We start from the raw sequence: 16,275 nt of genomic DNA on the forward strand, positions 1-16,275 counted from the left end.
TACTAATTTAGTGTGGTTGGTTTAGTTAGTTGTTGTGTTATATTTTTTTACAAATATAAATTAAAAAACAATTTGTTACAATTATAACAATAAAAAATTATGTTAAAAATGATAAAAAGCATCTATAAGATGTTCAACCACAAATGATTCCTTATTTTTATGGATTCCGATGATATCAAAACGAACTTCAAAATCTATTTCCCTATCGTTTATGTAGGCATTTACTGCTTTTACAAGAAGTTGGATTTTTTTTGCATCGACAAAATCTTGTGGCGAGCCAAAATCTAAACTCGATCTGGTTTTTACTTCTACAATTGCCAAGATATTTTCTTTGGTAGCAATAATATCAATTTCGGCTTTTTGGAAAGTCCAATTTCTATCTAAAATTTTATAGCCGTTTTGTTGGAGATATTCCACAGCAAGATCTTCTCCTTTTTTTCCGAGCTCATTGTGTTCAGCCATTTTTTTTAGTTATGGGTTTTGAAAAATTGTAAAACTTTAATTTGAAGTTTATAATTTTTTTCTTTGTAATTGTAATGGTTGAATAGCAAGAATTTTATTTTCGTTATTGAACAATACTTTTATAATAGATGTTGGGACTTCACTTGGATCATTATCATATTTGTATTGTATCATCAAACAACTTTCGCCTGTAGCAGTAAATTCAATTCCTGTAAGAAATCGAACTAGCTTATTGTCAAAATTGATGGATCCTCGTAGTTTTATAAATTTATCATCCGTTGTGGTTTGCAAAATTTCTTCAGATAAAAATGATTTAGCTTCGGTAAATTGGTTTTCTTTAAGTTTTGCTATAAAGTTTTCAAAGTTTTGATTTGAAATAATAATATTTTCATCATCTAACACAGGTTCAACATCTTCCTCAGTGTCTTCTTTAATGTTTTTTATATAAAGCCTTATTCTGTGAGTAGGATTTATTGTTGCAATACCTTCTTTCTTGTAATAATTAGAAATAGATGTATACATAATGATTTCTAAGCTTTTATTTGGTTCCCAAATGTCTTTTCTCTTTAATCCTTCAGGGGAATCTATTTTTTTTACATTATTTAGATTTCCTTGCACTTCACTTTTCCCGTATTTGTTTGTGAAAATCTGTAAAAGTGAGTTGTATTTTTCAATCAAGGCTTTACTGAATTTTTCAGGTTTGACATTATTATCGCTTTTGTCGAAATTATAAACGTCCCATTCATATAAAATTTTTTTAACAATAGAGTCTTTTTTGCTAAAAGTATAATAGACTAGTAAGTCGGGAATATTTTTCTCTTTTCTTCTGTAAATTATTGGTTGAGCAGAATCATCAAATGAAATGAAATTTGTATCAGTAGTAAATAATTTGCTTTTTAAATTTTTCTCAATATTTATAAAATAATCAACTTTCTTCCCTTGAATTTCAGTGAATAATTCTTGAGAAAAAATCAGATTTACAGAAGAAAAGAGAAAAACAGATAATAATACTTTTTTCATAGTGATGTTTTTTTATTATTTCAACCCTTACTTATAACTTTATTTAAAAACAAGTGTGCTTCCAGAAGCATTAACTTCTATTGTTACGTTGCTTCCCATTACCAATGCTCTATTGTCTTGAATATGACCTGCAGGGAAATTAAAGATTACGGGAATATTGTATTTCTTGGTAACATCATCAATGATTTCTAAGGCATTTTTTCCCCACGGAATATCGTTGTCTTTCATTTTGGTCATTGCTCCAATCACTATTCCTTTTAGGTTTTCGATACAACCGTTACGTTTTAAGTTCATCATCATTCGATCGATATGATATAGGTATTCATCTAAATCTTCTATAAAAAGTATTTTATCCTGACAATCGATAGCCGATTTTGACCCTAATAAACTATATAGTATAGATAAATTACCTCCAACTAATTCTCCGGTTGCTTTACCAAATCGGTTCATAGGATCTGGCGAAACAGCATAAGATATTGGATTCCCAAATAAAGCCATTTGCATAGTTGCAATTGCATCTGGAGTGGCACGCGGGATACTTACTGGCATAATACCATGAATCGATTTATACCCCATCGTGTTTAGATGATTGTGTAAAACGGTAACATCACTAAAACCAATAACCCATTTAGGATGTTGTTTGAATTTTGTGAAATCAAGTAAATCTATCATTCGAACGGTTCCGTAACCACCGCGAACACACCAAATAGCTTTAATATTTGGATTGTCCATTTGATGTTGGAAATCGGCTGCACGTTGTTCATCGGTTCCAGCAAGCTGATTGGTGTCTAAACCTATTGTGCTTCCTATTACAGCTTCTATCCCCCAGCTTTTAAGTAAGTCTATAGTAGGTTTTAAATTATCATCGATGTTTTTTCTAGCTGTTGCTACAAGTGCTACAGTATCGCCTTTTTGTAAGTAAGGTGGTGTTATCATGTTTTGTTGAGATTGACAGGTGAATGATTGTAATGCTATAATAAGAAATGCGAATTTACAAAAAGCAAAATGTTTCTTGATGTATCGGAATTGGTTTGTGTTCATGTTTTTTATCTTTAGTTTACAACAACATTGTCTAGTTGTGTTGTAGTTATATCCGTTAGTTTGCCTTTTTTGGTTGTACTGTTTCCAATCCAGTTATATGTTTTTTCGCCAGTATTTATTGTGATTCCGATAGAATCGTTGTTGTCATATATAGTATAAACAACATCTTTATTTTTAAATGTAACGGTATTGTTCTTTTTGTCAAGAGTAAAATCGGGGTTCTGATAAACTGTATTTATAGGATAAGAAAACTCAACTTCATCATTTTTATCAATTAAAGCATAATTAAGCGTGCGGTCGTTGATATTAAACAAAACAACTCGCTTCTGTTTTTTATCGACTGTAAAGGATAGTATGGTTTTTATACCATCTTCATCAAGATTAATCGTCCTTTTTGATGTTAGTACCATTTTCTTGCCATCCCAATTTTCTTCGCTATAATTATTATAAGGATATTCCATTTGGTCTTCTTCGACTATCTTGACTACTTTCGGTTTGTTATTCTCGACAATAAATTCCGAGAACTGATGCCAGCAACATCCGCTTTTTGTCATTACGCTTATTTTCTTAGTCTTATAGTCTACCTGAAACATTCCGCAATAATTTTGAGCAAGTGCTGTAAATTCGGGACTGAATTTAAAACCATTTTTAGTTGCTAAATATATTTTAAAAGAAGGGCCGTGGTAGCAACTGTTTTGTCCGTCTTCGATAGCAAAATCTTTAATTCCGTCAAAATTGTAATCCTCATACATTATTGAACTTTGTTCGCCATAAGGCAACTGTTTTATGTTTGCAAGTGCTTTTCCGTCATGTAAACTCAGGGCCAGTTCTTCAGCGGTTACTTTTATAATTTGTTTTTGGGATTTAGTATCATAAATCGCAACCCAGCCTTTAGAAAAAACTTCGGATGTATCTGCGATAAATATCTTTCCGTAATAATCCTTCGAAAAGTTATTTACTTTAAAAGTGACTTGTGCAAAAGTAAAGTTGAATAAAAGGACGAGTAAAGTTGTCGCTAAAAGTTTCATTCTATATTAATATTATAAATGTCAATCCCTTGTATTTATGGGATAAATTAGATTTTGTAAAACAAAGATAGCCATTATCAAAAGTAATTTAAAATATCTTAATTAAATGAATTAGATTTATAATTGAAAGAAATTTCTTTAATTTAAAGGTTTTTCTTTTTTAATATGAATTGCTATGAGAACAATTACCTTTTCTATCTTTATATTTTTCAATTTATTGATGACACAATTACACGGACAAACAAAAAAGTATACGATTCATACAGTGGCTTTTTATAACCTCGAAAACCTTTTTGATACAATAAAGAATCCGCATATTCTGGATGACGAATGGACACCAAATGGCACACGACATTGGACATCTAAAAAATATTATAAGAAATTAGACAATCTTGCCAGAGTGTTATCCGAAATTGGAACGCCAGAAAATCCTAATTCACCAACTTTTATTGGCTGTGCCGAAATAGAAAATAGGGGAGTTCTGGAGGATTTAATAAAACAACCTAAATTAATAGATAAAGAATACGGAATCATTCATTTTGATTCGCCCGATCAGCGAGGTATCGATGTGGCTTTACTATATCAAAAGAAGCATTTTAAACCAGTTTCGTTTTCGAATATTCCGCTTGTTATTTATAAAAAACTAATAGATAATAGTATAGATTCTATACAGAATAAAAAGAATCGGGTGTTTACAAGAGATCAATTACTTGTAACAGGATTTCTGGATGGGGAGGAAATTAATATAATTGTAAATCACTGGCCGTCACGTTCTGGAGGAGAACAAAAATCGAGTCCGTATCGTGAAGCTGCTGGGGCTTTGAACCGGAAAATAATTGATTCCTTGCAGCAAATAAATCGCAATGCCAAAGTTATTACAATGGGCGATTTAAACGATGGACCTTATAACAAAAGTGTAAAAGTTGCGCTTGGCGCGAAAGCCAATAAAGCCGATGTTCCAGAGTTTGGTGTTTACAATCCCTTTGAAGATATGGCAAAGAAAGGAATGGGAACTATCGCATATAGAGATTCATGGGATGTTTTTGACCAAATCATGGTTACGGAATCTTTAATTAAGTCCGATTTTAGTTCTTATCGATTTTGGAAAGCTGGAATCTTCAATAAATCGTATTTGATACAAACTTCTGGCCAATACAAAGGATATCCGCTTCGACATGCCACAACCGAAGTTGGTTATAGTGACCATTTTCCAGTTTATGTTTATCTGATAAAAGAAAAGAGTTTCTAGTTTTTAGTTGCAGTTACAATACCAGTTTACAACTGAAAACTGCGAACTGATACTGAAAACTGCGACTGAACACCGAGACTGAACACTGGTACTAAAAACTGTGACTGAACATCGAGACAGCGTACTTTTTATTAACTTAGCAGCTTAGTAACTTAGCATCTAAAAAATATGGCTATAGCAAAACCATTCAATCTTACTAAATGGATTGATGAAAACCGTCACTTACTTAAACCACCAGTAGCAAATAAAAATTTATATACCGAATCTGGTGATTATATTGTAATGGTTGTTGCGGGACCTAATGCCCGAAAAGACTATCATTATAATGAAACCGAAGAGTTGTTTTACCAACTAGAGGGAAGCATAAAAGTTATTATTCAGGAAGATGGTGAGCGAAAGGAAATGGAATTACATGCGGGTGATATGTATCTTCATCCTGCTCGTATACCACATTCTCCAGTACGCTCAGAAGGTTCTATAGGTTTGGTAATTGAGAGAAAACGTGCCGGGAAAGGATATAAAGACGGATTGCTTTGGCATTGTGATAATTGCAATCATAAATTATACGAAGTGTTTTTTGAGCTCCATAATATCGAGAAAGATTTCTTGCCACACTTTGAACATTTTTATAATTCTAAAGATTTGAGAACCTGTACAAAATGTGGAACTGTAATGGAATCTGATCCAAGATTTATAGCCAAAAAATAATTCTGAGTTTTCTATTTAAAAGGTATACTTTTGCAAAAAAAAAATAAATTATCCACATGGACGATTATTATTCGAGGAAGAAGAAAGATAAACAGAAATAGTTGTTGCATAATGCATGCGCTATTTCTATAATAACGTTTTGCATTATGATTACCTTTTACAAAAACAACAACGGATTATTCCCTACAGAAAACCGTGAAAACAACAAATGGATCAATGTAGTTTGCCCGACTCAGGAAGAAACTAAATTTTTGCTCCAGGAGTTACAAATTCCAGAAGCTTTTTATAACGATATTGAAGATATCGACGAAAGACCTCGTATAGAAATCGAAAACGGTTGGTTTCTTATCATCTTGCGAATTCCTTTTAAGAGCAATGATGCAAAATTACCTTTTAATACTGCGCCTTTGGGATTGATGTTTAAAGACGATGTTTTTGTATCGCTTAGTTTTCATCAAACCGAGATTTTACCCGATTTTGTTTTATACACCCAACGTAAAAAATCGGATATCAGTAATCATTTCGATTTGGTTTTAAAGTTGCTTCTGTCTTCAAGTATTTGGTTCTTAAAATACTTAAAGCAAATCAATCAGCGTATTCGATTGGCTGAGGATAATCTTGAAAAATCAATCAAAAATGAAGAATTACAAGCATTGCTTCAAATAGAAAAATGTTTGGTTTTCTTTATTACTTCCCTTAAAGGCAACGATATGTTGTTTCACAGAATTAAGAATCTTAAAAATCACAGAGATGATTTTGATCCTGTTTTAGTCGAAGATGTCGAGATTGAGTTACGTCAAGCGGAAGAAACGACAAATATCTACAGCAATATCTTAACCGGAATGATGGATGCTTATGCATCTGTAATCTCCAATAACTTAAATGTTATCATGAAAAGGTTAACTTCTATTTCGATAATATTGATGATTCCAACATTGGTGGCGAGTTTATATGGGATGAACGTTCCTAATAACCTTCAGGAAAACAATCACGGTTTCTTTATCATCTTGTTGATTTCATTATTAATATCTATTTGTGGCGTTTTCTTGTTCAAGAAAAAGAATATGTTTTAAACCGGTTATGTAATTTTACAATAAAAGGTATAGATATTCTTTCACGCAGATTTCACAAGATTTAAGCTGATATATGCAGATTCATTTACTAATAAATCTTATGAGTTATATGGTTAACTTTTGTGCTTGAAGTACTCATTTGATTATCTTTAGAGCTTAAATTTGTAATAGTTTATCTTAACCATATAAGTAGTTTAAGCTAATATAAGTGTAAAGCTTAAATGTACTTACATTACTTATATGGTTGGCTTTCTTGTTATATTCTTAACTCGAAAGGTTTAATCTTAATTAAAAACGTAGCAGCATAATGACTAGAAATATCTCCGAAAAATCCTTTGAATCATTTCATTGGCTTGACATAAAAGGACCAACCGAAGCACAATTAGAAGATATTGCTAAAAAGTATAATCTAGAGGTTTTTCCTGTAAAGGATTCTCTGGAACATGGGCATTTACCTAAAATTGAAAAGATTAAAAATTATGATTTTATCATTTTAAGAGCTTATACAGCAAATGAATTTGATAATAATTCTACGGTAGAAGAACTGTCGAACAAAGTTGCCTTTTTCTATAATGAAAATCAGTTAATTACGATTCACAGAACGCCGTTTTTATTCTTAGAAGATATTTTTAAATCTGATTTAAAATGTAAATCAGTTTATGAGTTGATCATTTACATTTTTAAAGAAATCGTTAAAACGTACGATGCACCTTCGCAATGGCAAACGGATCAGGTCGATGAAGTTGAGAAAACAATCTTCCTGAAAAAGGAAAACAAAATTTCGCTGGAAGATTTGTATTTCCAGAAAGCCGAAACAAGGATTAGTAAGAAGTTATTGGTGCTTACGCAAAATGTAATTAATAAGATTCATGTTCCAGACGAAAATTTATCGGCACTTGAGGATGTAAAAGATAATCTCGTTAAGCTCATCTTAGCTTATGAGGAAGCGATGGAGGATGCGATAAATTTAATGAACACTTTCTTGTCTGTAACGGCGCAGAAAAATAATGATGTGGTTAAACTATTAACAGTTTTCTCTGCTTTTTTCTTGCCTTTAACCTTTTTAGTTGGGGTTTATGGCATGAATTTTAAATTTATGCCAGAATTGGAGTGGAAATATGGTTATTTGTACGCAATTATTTTTATGTTTGTCATGTGTGTTTTTATTTATATCTGGTTTAAAAAGAAAAACATTATGTAACCACACGTAATAAAATTTTAATAGATAGATAAATTCAAATATATTTACATAAAAAAATATAACAATTTCTAACCAAAAAGTTACAATGATAACAATAGCAGAGCAATTCGGAATGAAAGACGCATTGGCGCAATTGGGTATAAAAGCCATAAACGAAGGAACATCAACCGGAATAAATAATTTTTCTTCAGGTGATATTCTTGAAAGCTTTTCGCCAGTAGACGGAAAATTAATAGCATCGGTAAAAACATCTACAGCTGCCGATTACGAAAAAGTAATGCAAACAGCGACTGAAGCATTTAAGACATTTAGACTTATGCCAGCGCCACAACGTGGAGAAATCGTACGTCAGTTTGGAGAAAAATTACGTCAAAATAAAGAAGCTTTAGGTAAATTGGTTTCTTACGAAATGGGGAAATCATTACAAGAAGGATATGGTGAAGTTCAGGAGATGATTGATATTTGTGATTTTGCAGTAGGATTATCACGTCAGCTTCACGGATTTACAATGCATTCAGAGCGTCCAGGACACCGTATGTATGAGCAATACCACCCAATGGGAATTGTTGGAATTATTTCGGCATTTAATTTCCCAGTGGCAGTTTGGTCATGGAACACGGCTTTGGCTTGGATTTGTGGAGATGTTTGCGTTTGGAAACCATCAGAGAAAACACCTCTTTGTGGTATAGCTTGCCAGAATATAATTGCACAGGTAATTAAAGAGAACAATCTTCCAGAAGGGATTTCTTGTTTAATTAATGGTGATTATAAAGTAGGAGAGTTAATGACTGCAGATAAACGTATTCCTTTAGTATCAGCTACAGGTTCTACTCGTATGGGTAAAATTGTTGCGCAAACTGTTGCTGGACGTTTAGGTAAATCATTATTAGAGTTAGGAGGAAATAATGCAATCATTGTTACTCCAGATGCAGATATTAAAATGACTGTGATTGGTGCTGTTTTTGGAGCAGTAGGAACGGCAGGACAACGTTGTACATCTACACGTCGTTTAATTATTCACGAAAGTATTTATGACAAAGTAAAAGATGCGATTGTTTCGGCTTACAAACAATTACGTATCGGAAATCCTTTGGACGAAAATAATCATGTTGGTCCGCTAATCGATACTCAGGCGGTAGCGATGTATGCAAATGCTTTAACTAAAGTTGTTGCCGAAGGAGGTAAAATCCTTGTAGAAGGTGGTGTACTTTCTGGAGAAGGTTACGAAAGTGGATGTTATGTAAAACCAGCTATTGCTGAAGCTGAAAATTCATTTGAAATTGTACAACACGAGACATTTGCTCCAGTTTTATATTTGATTAAATATAGTGGAACTGTAGAAAATGCTGTTGATATACAAAATGGAGTTGCTCAAGGGTTATCTTCTGCAATTATGACTAATAATTTGCGTGAAGCAGAGTATTTCTTATCTGTAGTAGGATCTGATTGCGGAATTGCAAACGTAAACATCGGAACTTCTGGTGCTGAAATCGGTGGAGCCTTTGGTGGTGAAAAAGAAACTGGTGGAGGTCGTGAATCAGGCTCTGATGCATGGAAAATATATATGCGTCGCCAAACCAATACGATCAATTATACTACAAGTTTGCCATTGGCACAAGGAATCAAATTTGATTTGTAAGATTAGAATCATTAATATAAAAACCGCTTTTTTCCATATTATTTGGAAGAAGCGGTTTTTTTTATTGCATAATTTATAGTGTTTTATTTAAATTCGCATTTAAGTATGAAATTTTTTGTTATTTCTGACGCTATTTTGGGTAAATAGTAGCAGAAATAATAATAGAGTAACCAAATAATATTTTGAAAAATTATTAAAATGAGTTTGATTTTTTTAGCAGGGCTTACTCCTTATGGATATGGGTTTTTAGGAATATTGGCACTGTCTTTTTTAATTGCTTATGTGTGGCTTAAATCATCGGGTAAAAAAGAAAAGATGGGATGTCTCTCCGTCGGGTTAACAGCTCTTGTTATTTGGTTTGCTTTAATGTTTCCTGCTTCTATATCTTTTTCGATTATAGAGAATGGGGCAAAAATTGCACAGATAGGAGTGGCTGTTTTTTGGTCAGTACTTTTAGTTTTGGCAGCATTCATTGTATTCAGCAAGAATAGAACGAGAGTTAAAAAAGTGCTTCTTACGATTTTTAAATACGTTTTGTTTTTAATAGTGCTCGGATTGTTTTTAACGATGGTTGGCGGCTTAGCTTATTTTGTTTATTTAAGGCTTTTTACTCATGAAAAAGATGATTCTCCTATTTGGGTTGCTTTTTTATGTATCTTTTTCTTGGCATCACTTATTTTGGCTGCTATTGGCCTTGTAATTCAAACTAAAGAAGGTAAGAAAAAAGAAAAGACCACTTTTTATAAATTAGAAGAAGCAAAGCTAAAACCCGATATGGTAGTGGAGTTAAATTTAGCTAATGCCAAAATAGATGAATTTCCCGTAGCGATTTTACAATTTAAAAATATTAAGTTTCTGACTTTAAGTAATAATAATATTAGTGAAATCCCCAATGAAGTAAATAAATTGCAGCAATTAATAGGTTTGGATCTAAGTGGTAATCCTATTTCTGATGTAGAAAGAAATAAGATTCGAAAGTTGCTTGCTAATCAGGTCGAGATAGTGTTTTAATAACTTCTAAATATTGATAACCCTTTTTTAAATTCTAATAATGAACGAATTCTTTGCCTTTTTTGAACAGAATAAACTAGATGGAGGAATGGTAGTATTCCTGATGTTCTTCAGTCTTGGTATTGCTTTGTTTCAAACTATAATTCTCTCTGGGTTATATAATTTAAAGTTCCCAAGTTGGTTGTTTTTTGTTTTATGTCCATTGTTTATTGGCTTGAGCTTTCTGGTAGATTCCAAATATGCTCTTATGGTTTTCTTCTTCTTATTTGCATCTGTTTTCATACTTGGTATTATAGGTATGTTTTATTCAGGAATTCGAGATAGTAAAATTGAAAAAGCAGAAAGAGAAAAATTCAATAGAAAACATAACATCCAGAAAACTCCTTTCGGCAAGAAACTCCTTGGCTTGCTTATGATGGCTGGAGTCATTGGAGGATTTTTTGGCTTGCTTTATATAGAGAAATTACATTTTCTTTTCTTTATTATTCCGGGACTTATTTTTATAAAACTCATTTTTTTTCCAAGTAACAAAAGTAAGTTTCTTAAGCTTCAGGCAGTTTTGCCAACCTCAAAGATGAATGCAATTGCTATGGGATTGGTAGAAGTAGAGGGAGATTTAGAAGAAATTGAGACTATTATTTCGCCTTATTTCAGTAAACCCTGCATAGGATATTATTATACCATCGAAGAAGAAGGTCCGGCAGATGACGATGGCAAAAGATCGTATAGCACTATTTTTACAGAACTAAAAGTAGGTGATTTTAAGATAAAAGACGAAACCGGAAGTGTTACTGTAAATGGGGAAGGATTAGAATTCTATTTTGATAGAATCGATAAGCAAGAGGGAGGAAGAAAGAGATATTCCGAAACCTATTTAAAACACAATGATTATATGTTACTCATTGGTTATGCCGATTCAAATCAAGGTAATACCGTTCTAAGAAAAGGAGATTCTAATGGCATTTTTGGCGTTGCAATACCTCAAAGTATCTCTTTTAGGAATAAATACCAACCTTTGCTAGTCTCATTTTTAACAACGCTATTTTTTATCACACTTATACTTATCTATATCATTTTAAACTAAATAAATTATGTCAGCACAAAATATTGCTTTAATCGTGGGGTTAATTCTGGTAATTATACTACTTAACTTTTTTATCGGTACCTATAATAAGTTGGTTATGCTTAAGAATAACTTCGAAAAAGCTTTCAGGAATATTGATGTTATCTTGATGCAAAGAGCAGATGAAGTACCAGAATTGGTTAAAGTTGCCTCTAAGTTTATGGAACACGAAACGGCTATGCTAACTAATTTGACTAAGCTACGTACAGATTTCTTAAATTCTAAAACAGTTGATGAGAAGATTGAAAACGCCAATGAGTTCTCTAAATCCTTGAAAACGTTGTTTGCTGTTTCAGAGAATTATCCAACATTAGCATCAAATTCAAATTTTCTTGAACTACAAAGACGAGTTTCTCAAATGGAAGACAAAATCGCCGATAGAAGAGAGTTCTTTAACGATAGTGTAAATCTTTATAATATCGGAATTCAGGAATTCCCTAATCTTATTTTGGCAAAAATGTTAGGATATCATACACAAACGTTATTTGAAGTTTCAACAGAAGAAAAAGCATATAATGGGATTCAATTTTAATACATTCTTCGGTTATGAAACCGAAATCAATAAAGCAACAGATTCGGTTTTAGTCTACGGATTTGCTGTTTTAATATTTGGTATGTTAGGATTAGTACTAATTGCAGCTGTATTCAGGAAGATTGGTTTTACCGCTATTATTAGTTATTTTATATCACCACTATTATTATGTTTAGGACTTACATTGTTGTTGGCGATATTGCCAACTATTGTTTTTTGTGTAGTGGCTTCAGATATTTCAGGGGTACAACTTATTTATAGCTGGATAACGATCTTTTTGGGGATGTTATTCTTTGTAATGTTTAATCTCAGTACAATTAAAAAGTTTGTTAGAGAGTTTGGTAAAATGTCAGAACAACAGGAATTTAGAAACAGAAACAGATAATGCAACTTAATTGCATTTTGGAGAAATAAGTAATTAAATTAAGAAATGAATTTGTATCAAAAGACAAAATTCGCTTTGAAAATATATTTTGCAATATAGTTGCAATAACAAAAAAGGCTCCCGATTTTAGGAGCCTTTTCGTTGATTAGTAATTTGTTATGAATTAATTTTTAATTATTATTTGGTTTAATGTGCCTTCTCCTGTTTGTAATTTTACTAAATAATTCCCTGGAGATAGATGGCTCATATCAATTGTTTCTATGTTTTTTCCAGTAGTTTTTACTATTGAACCGTTCATGTTGTAAATCGTTACTTTTTCTACATTTTGATTTGGGTTTGATATGCGTAAATAATCAGTTACCGGATTAGGGTACAACATTAATTTTGTTGGCATGATTTCTTCCTCAATACGTAATGTCGTTTTGTATTCAGTACTTATATAGAATAAGTTTGTGGTATCGCCTTTGGTAATAGTATTGTTACCTGCCGGTACCGAGATGGTAACAATTCCTGCTACTGCGGTATAATTTAAACCGTTTACTTTTACCTTTCCAGCAAATGTATTGTCGAACACTAAGGTTAATGTCGATTCACTTGTTGTGGTATAAGTGATAGATGTACTCGATTCCATTTTTAAACGTGCTGTTAGTGATAAACCAGAATAGGTTACAGATCCTGCTGTTGAGTTCATATTTCCAGTAATCGTATAGAAAGTATTTGTTTTTGCATCCGTAGTAAAATTATGTGTTTTATCTGCAGGACCGCTGCCATTGGTAGAAACTGTTATTGTTCCTGAGCCAGTGACAGATGTTCCTACAGCACCAGTAGTAGTAATAGAATAGGATAACGTAGCACTTGGTGTACCAGTTATTGTAATTGTTTTGGCAATTAAGTTTTTTGTATACGTAATTCCAGATGCAGGTAATCCTGTTACAGTTGCATCTGTAGCATCTCCACCCCAAGTAAACACAATTGTGTTAATTGCTGATCCAGTAGCAACAGTTTGATCATTGTTTCCAGTTGAAGTTAGTGTATGAGAAGTTATTGGTGTGTTGTTTTCTCCTTGTACTGCTACTAAACTTGTTTTGTAAGCTACCAGAGCAGCTTTTAATGGTGCATTTACCAAAGATTCAGCATCATCTACAGCATTGTTAAAAGTCCATTTAAAATCACCTCCAGAAATACGCCCTGCATATTGCATAACATTAGTTTTGGCAACTTCGGGACTATCTGGTGTATAAGGATACATTACAGCTGTATCAGTATCGAAGTTATTGTATGTTTTAGCACCTTTTTTAGAAACAATAGTATTGCTCACTAATTCATTTCTTGTAGTTGCTACATAAGCATCAAATTCTACAGGGTAATTGGTTGCATCATACGCAACAAAGCGTGTTTCGCCACTCATGGTATTGTTATAGGCTTTTATTGTTCCCCCATCTTCTTTAGAGAAAGTTCCTAAAGCACCATTATATACATCTGTACCTTGCATTGAGGTAAGCATTGGGTATTTGCAATTACGGAAAAAGTTGTTTTCAACAAATACAGAAGAGCTCATAGTCGATCCTACACCATATTTTGCATTGCCATCATAATAGTTATTATATACATGAGCTGAATAAAAACGCACACGTGGATGACGTGAATCGGAGTGATCATACCAGTTGTGATGATACGTGATGTATAATCCTGTTGTAGTATTCTCGCTTAAACCCAAAAGATTAGATTTTCCTGAATCCCAAAAGTGATTATAAGAGAATGTGATATAAGTTGACTTCTTGCAATCCAGAGCACCATCACCTTTTATCTGATCCGCATCACCACCAGCATTTCCATAAAAGAAATCACAATTATGTACCCAAACATAGTCATTGTCTTGTTGCAAGCCTATATTGTCACCTTCACCACTGTCGCAGTTCATTGTGGCTATATTGCGAATTTCGATATTTGAGGCGCTTTTTACGCGAATCCCCCAGCCATCTGCTACTGAATCATCACCAATTCCTTCAAGAGTTATATAGCTTGAAGCATTATTATTGTTCTCGATTACAATATCGCCAGCCAGCATATAGGCAGGGTCTGTTATTTGCCCAATTATACGAACAATTAAAGGTCGTAGATCTTTCCCTTTTTTATAACCATCCAAGATGGTTTGTAAACCTACAGAAGGACTCGGAGTTGTACCAGTTACTGCTAGTGAAACTGTATTTTTAGTATTCTCAGTTATATATACTATTACGGCTCCATTTTTTGGTGTGCCATCTGCATTATATGCTCCGGGAATACGACCGTTTGAAAAAGCAAATCCTGCACGGTCATGCGCTTTTACAGTTACAGCACTTGTTGTAGAGCCTGTGCCTTCTATGCCAGATATGACTGGTTTAATTTTTATGGTGTATGAACCAGCTTTAATTCCTGGTATGTCGGCGCGGTAATATGTTCCGTAACTTCGGATGAGTTGTCCGTCTATTTTTTGGTCGGTTACGCCCATCCCCGAATAGTATACATTATAACTTTGGGCATTAGTAACTGGTTGCCATTTTACGTAAGCAGATTCTAGCCAGCCTGAAGCTTCATTAATTGTGACTTGTTGTGCCCAAACTTGGGCAGAGACAAGTGTAATTGTCAATAAAAGTAGAAATTTTTTCATAATCATGGTTTTTAATAATGGTTTGGTAATTAATTGGTTGCAATAGGTTTGTTGTTTTAATTTAAAATGTAATCGATTACACGAAAGTAAATAAAATTTCTGTATTATTAATTATTTTGTCAAAAAAATACGCATTGCATAAAAAAAATGGTGTTTGAATATTGATTGTGTATGTGTATTCTGTTTTTGTTAATTATTTTCTATTGGTGTAGAATTAGTTGTCCTTTCTTCTGTGTTCAGTAGTTTTTTTGATGGTAGGTCATAAAAAAAGCAACTCAATAGGAGTTGCTTTTTATTATAAATGAATGCGGTTACTTTGTTTCTATTTTAATAGTTTTCTTTAAATTATTTTGACTTTGTGACTTTCAATGAAAATAATAATTTACCTTTTTTAAATGATGGTTTCTCATCTGGTTTTGTTAATAGAACAACATCGTATAGTTCTATTTTGTTTTTTAGAAACTCTATTCCCATTTTTTTGTAGGTTCCATCTGTAGTTGTAAAATTTATGGATGTTATGCCTTGTGTATTGGCATCATCGCCATTAATACTAATGTAATAGTTTTTAAAATTCGCTAATCCGCTTACTTTGCCATCTTCAGTAAACTTAATTTCGGTTGTAGAAGATTTATTAGAATAGGTATTTCCTGAAAGTAATTTGTTTATTAAAATACGTACTACCGATACATTTGCTTCTTTTGCTTTCTTTACCAAAGTACTGTCAGCCTTTACGTATTCCTGTGCCTCATAGCGTTCGTCAAGAGGTAATAATACTAAATTTCCATTTTGTAAAAATGCTTTTTGAGTTTTGGTTTCGTATAAATGATTGACTAAAGTGTCGTTTTTAATTGTAGCAGTATATTTACCTCTTTCTAAATCTTCATTTAGGAAAGTAATACTGTCTTTCAGTGTTTCTGGAATAATTATTTCTGTAACCCCATTATCAACGGTTTCAATTCCATTGTCTTCGATTATATTATCAATGAAGTCTTTAGCAACCCATGTACCTGCAAATGGATTTGATTGTTCAGATCCAGAAGATTTATTAGAGTCTTTACAGGATAGTGTGCTAAGAGTTAAAACTCCTATTGCTGCAAAACAGAACGAATTTAGAATTAGTTTTTTCATAATTAAGATGTAAATAATTTATTAC

15 protein-coding genes are annotated in these 16,275 nt (G+C 32.6%); 9 read left to right on the top strand and 6 right to left on the bottom strand.

The window, feature by feature from the left end; genetic code table 11:
• Positions 1-102: 102 nt before the first annotated feature.
• From SHI72_RS12605 to SHI72_RS12620, 4 genes are all read right to left on the bottom strand, one after another.
• Positions 103-462, bottom strand: coding sequence for a YraN family protein (locus SHI72_RS12605; protein ID WP_039117058.1), 360 nt, complete (start codon positions 460-462; stop codon positions 103-105).
• A 48-nt stretch (positions 463-510) separates the two neighbouring features.
• Positions 511-1,482: a hypothetical protein gene (locus SHI72_RS12610; protein WP_039113630.1), complete on the bottom strand. Its 972-nt coding sequence runs from the start codon at positions 1,480-1,482 to the stop codon at positions 511-513.
• A gap of 39 nt (positions 1,483-1,521) precedes the next feature.
• Positions 1,522-2,418: a S66 peptidase family protein gene (locus SHI72_RS12615; protein WP_039117057.1), complete on the bottom strand. Its 897-nt coding sequence runs from the start codon at positions 2,416-2,418 to the stop codon at positions 1,522-1,524.
• Positions 2,419-2,534: 116 nt separating this feature from the next.
• Entirely contained in the window at positions 2,535-3,551 is a 1,017-nt protein-coding gene (locus tag SHI72_RS12620; protein WP_323490157.1) for an XAC2610-related protein, read from the bottom strand.
• 175 nt (positions 3,552-3,726) lie between these two features.
• Between SHI72_RS12620 and SHI72_RS12625 the strand changes: the two genes are divergently transcribed.
• The 9 genes from SHI72_RS12625 (at position 3,727) to SHI72_RS12665 (ending at position 12,472) form a co-directional block, all read left to right on the top strand.
• The gene (locus tag SHI72_RS12625; RefSeq protein WP_039117055.1) at positions 3,727-4,800 is read left to right on the top strand and encodes an endonuclease; all 1,074 of its coding nucleotides are present in this window, start codon (positions 3,727-3,729) and stop codon (positions 4,798-4,800) included.
• 168 nt (positions 4,801-4,968) lie between these two features.
• Complete coding sequence (locus tag SHI72_RS12630; RefSeq protein WP_039117054.1) at positions 4,969-5,508, top strand: 3-hydroxyanthranilate 3,4-dioxygenase; 540 nt, start codon at positions 4,969-4,971, stop codon at positions 5,506-5,508.
• 146 nt (positions 5,509-5,654) lie between these two features.
• Positions 5,655-6,581: a magnesium transporter CorA family protein gene (locus SHI72_RS12635; RefSeq protein ID WP_039117053.1), complete on the top strand. Its 927-nt coding sequence runs from the start codon at positions 5,655-5,657 to the stop codon at positions 6,579-6,581.
• 307 nt (positions 6,582-6,888) lie between these two features.
• Entirely contained in the window at positions 6,889-7,782 is an 894-nt protein-coding gene (locus tag SHI72_RS12640; RefSeq protein WP_323490158.1) for a CorA family divalent cation transporter, read from the top strand.
• An 85-nt stretch (positions 7,783-7,867) separates the two neighbouring features.
• Positions 7,868-9,421 (top strand): aldehyde dehydrogenase family protein, encoded by a 1,554-nt coding sequence (locus SHI72_RS12645; protein ID WP_039117051.1) that lies wholly within the window; start codon positions 7,868-7,870, stop codon positions 9,419-9,421.
• A 198-nt stretch (positions 9,422-9,619) separates the two neighbouring features.
• Entirely contained in the window at positions 9,620-10,432 is an 813-nt protein-coding gene (locus SHI72_RS12650) for a hypothetical protein (protein ID WP_323490159.1), read from the top strand.
• Positions 10,433-10,472: 40 nt separating this feature from the next.
• Positions 10,473-11,516, top strand: a complete 1,044-nt coding sequence (locus tag SHI72_RS12655) for a hypothetical protein (RefSeq protein WP_323490160.1) — start codon at positions 10,473-10,475, stop codon at positions 11,514-11,516.
• A gap of 7 nt (positions 11,517-11,523) precedes the next feature.
• Positions 11,524-12,087 carry a LemA family protein gene (locus SHI72_RS12660; protein ID WP_323490161.1) on the top strand — a complete coding sequence of 188 codons (564 nt, stop codon included), beginning with the start codon at positions 11,524-11,526 and terminating at the stop codon, positions 12,085-12,087.
• Positions 12,071-12,472 carry a hypothetical protein gene (locus SHI72_RS12665; RefSeq protein WP_323490162.1) on the top strand — a complete coding sequence of 134 codons (402 nt, stop codon included), beginning with the start codon at positions 12,071-12,073 and terminating at the stop codon, positions 12,470-12,472. The genes SHI72_RS12660 and SHI72_RS12665 overlap by 17 nt, the downstream gene beginning before the upstream one ends.
• A 163-nt stretch (positions 12,473-12,635) precedes the next feature.
• Here the strand turns inward: SHI72_RS12665 and SHI72_RS12670 are convergent, their stop codons facing one another.
• Together SHI72_RS12670 and SHI72_RS12675 are read right to left on the bottom strand one after the other, a co-directional pair.
• Positions 12,636-15,122, bottom strand: coding sequence for a T9SS type A sorting domain-containing protein (locus SHI72_RS12670; protein ID WP_323490163.1), 2,487 nt, complete (start codon positions 15,120-15,122; stop codon positions 12,636-12,638).
• A gap of 345 nt (positions 15,123-15,467) precedes the next feature.
• Positions 15,468-16,250 carry a hypothetical protein gene (locus SHI72_RS12675; protein ID WP_323490164.1) on the bottom strand — a complete coding sequence of 261 codons (783 nt, stop codon included), beginning with the start codon at positions 16,248-16,250 and terminating at the stop codon, positions 15,468-15,470.
• Between the last annotated feature and the right edge of the window lie 25 nt (positions 16,251-16,275).

Origin of the sequence: Flavobacterium sp. PL02 (assembly GCF_035013205.1) — a bacterium.
In the GTDB taxonomy this organism is placed as follows: Bacteria; Bacteroidota; Bacteroidia; order Flavobacteriales; family Flavobacteriaceae; genus Flavobacterium.

Bases quoted from the DNA above. Each gene is read 5' to 3' on its own strand.
- SHI72_RS12605 (WP_039117058.1), bottom strand. From the start codon at position 462: ATGGCTGAACACAATGAGCTCGGAAAAAAAGGAGAAGATCTTGCTGTG.
- SHI72_RS12665 (WP_323490162.1), top strand. From the start codon at position 12,071: ATGGGATTCAATTTTAATACATTCTTCGGTTATGAAACCGAAATCAAT.
- SHI72_RS12645 (WP_039117051.1), top strand. From the start codon at position 7,868: ATGATAACAATAGCAGAGCAATTCGGAATGAAAGACGCATTGGCGCAA.
- SHI72_RS12610 (WP_039113630.1), bottom strand. From the start codon at position 1,482: ATGAAAAAAGTATTATTATCTGTTTTTCTCTTTTCTTCTGTAAATCTG.
- SHI72_RS12635 (WP_039117053.1), top strand. From the start codon at position 5,655: ATGATTACCTTTTACAAAAACAACAACGGATTATTCCCTACAGAAAAC.
- SHI72_RS12630 (WP_039117054.1), top strand. From the start codon at position 4,969: ATGGCTATAGCAAAACCATTCAATCTTACTAAATGGATTGATGAAAAC.
- SHI72_RS12660 (WP_323490161.1), top strand. From the start codon at position 11,524: ATGTCAGCACAAAATATTGCTTTAATCGTGGGGTTAATTCTGGTAATT.
- SHI72_RS12620 (WP_323490157.1), bottom strand. From the start codon at position 3,551: ATGAAACTTTTAGCGACAACTTTACTCGTCCTTTTATTCAACTTTACT.
- SHI72_RS12625 (WP_039117055.1), top strand. From the start codon at position 3,727: ATGAGAACAATTACCTTTTCTATCTTTATATTTTTCAATTTATTGATG.
- SHI72_RS12675 (WP_323490164.1), bottom strand. From the start codon at position 16,250: ATGAAAAAACTAATTCTAAATTCGTTCTGTTTTGCAGCAATAGGAGTT.
- SHI72_RS12670 (WP_323490163.1), bottom strand. From the start codon at position 15,122: ATGAAAAAATTTCTACTTTTATTGACAATTACACTTGTCTCTGCCCAA.
- SHI72_RS12655 (WP_323490160.1), top strand. From the start codon at position 10,473: ATGAACGAATTCTTTGCCTTTTTTGAACAGAATAAACTAGATGGAGGA.
- SHI72_RS12615 (WP_039117057.1), bottom strand. From the start codon at position 2,418: ATGATAACACCACCTTACTTACAAAAAGGCGATACTGTAGCACTTGTA.
- SHI72_RS12640 (WP_323490158.1), top strand. From the start codon at position 6,889: ATGACTAGAAATATCTCCGAAAAATCCTTTGAATCATTTCATTGGCTT.
- SHI72_RS12650 (WP_323490159.1), top strand. From the start codon at position 9,620: ATGAGTTTGATTTTTTTAGCAGGGCTTACTCCTTATGGATATGGGTTT.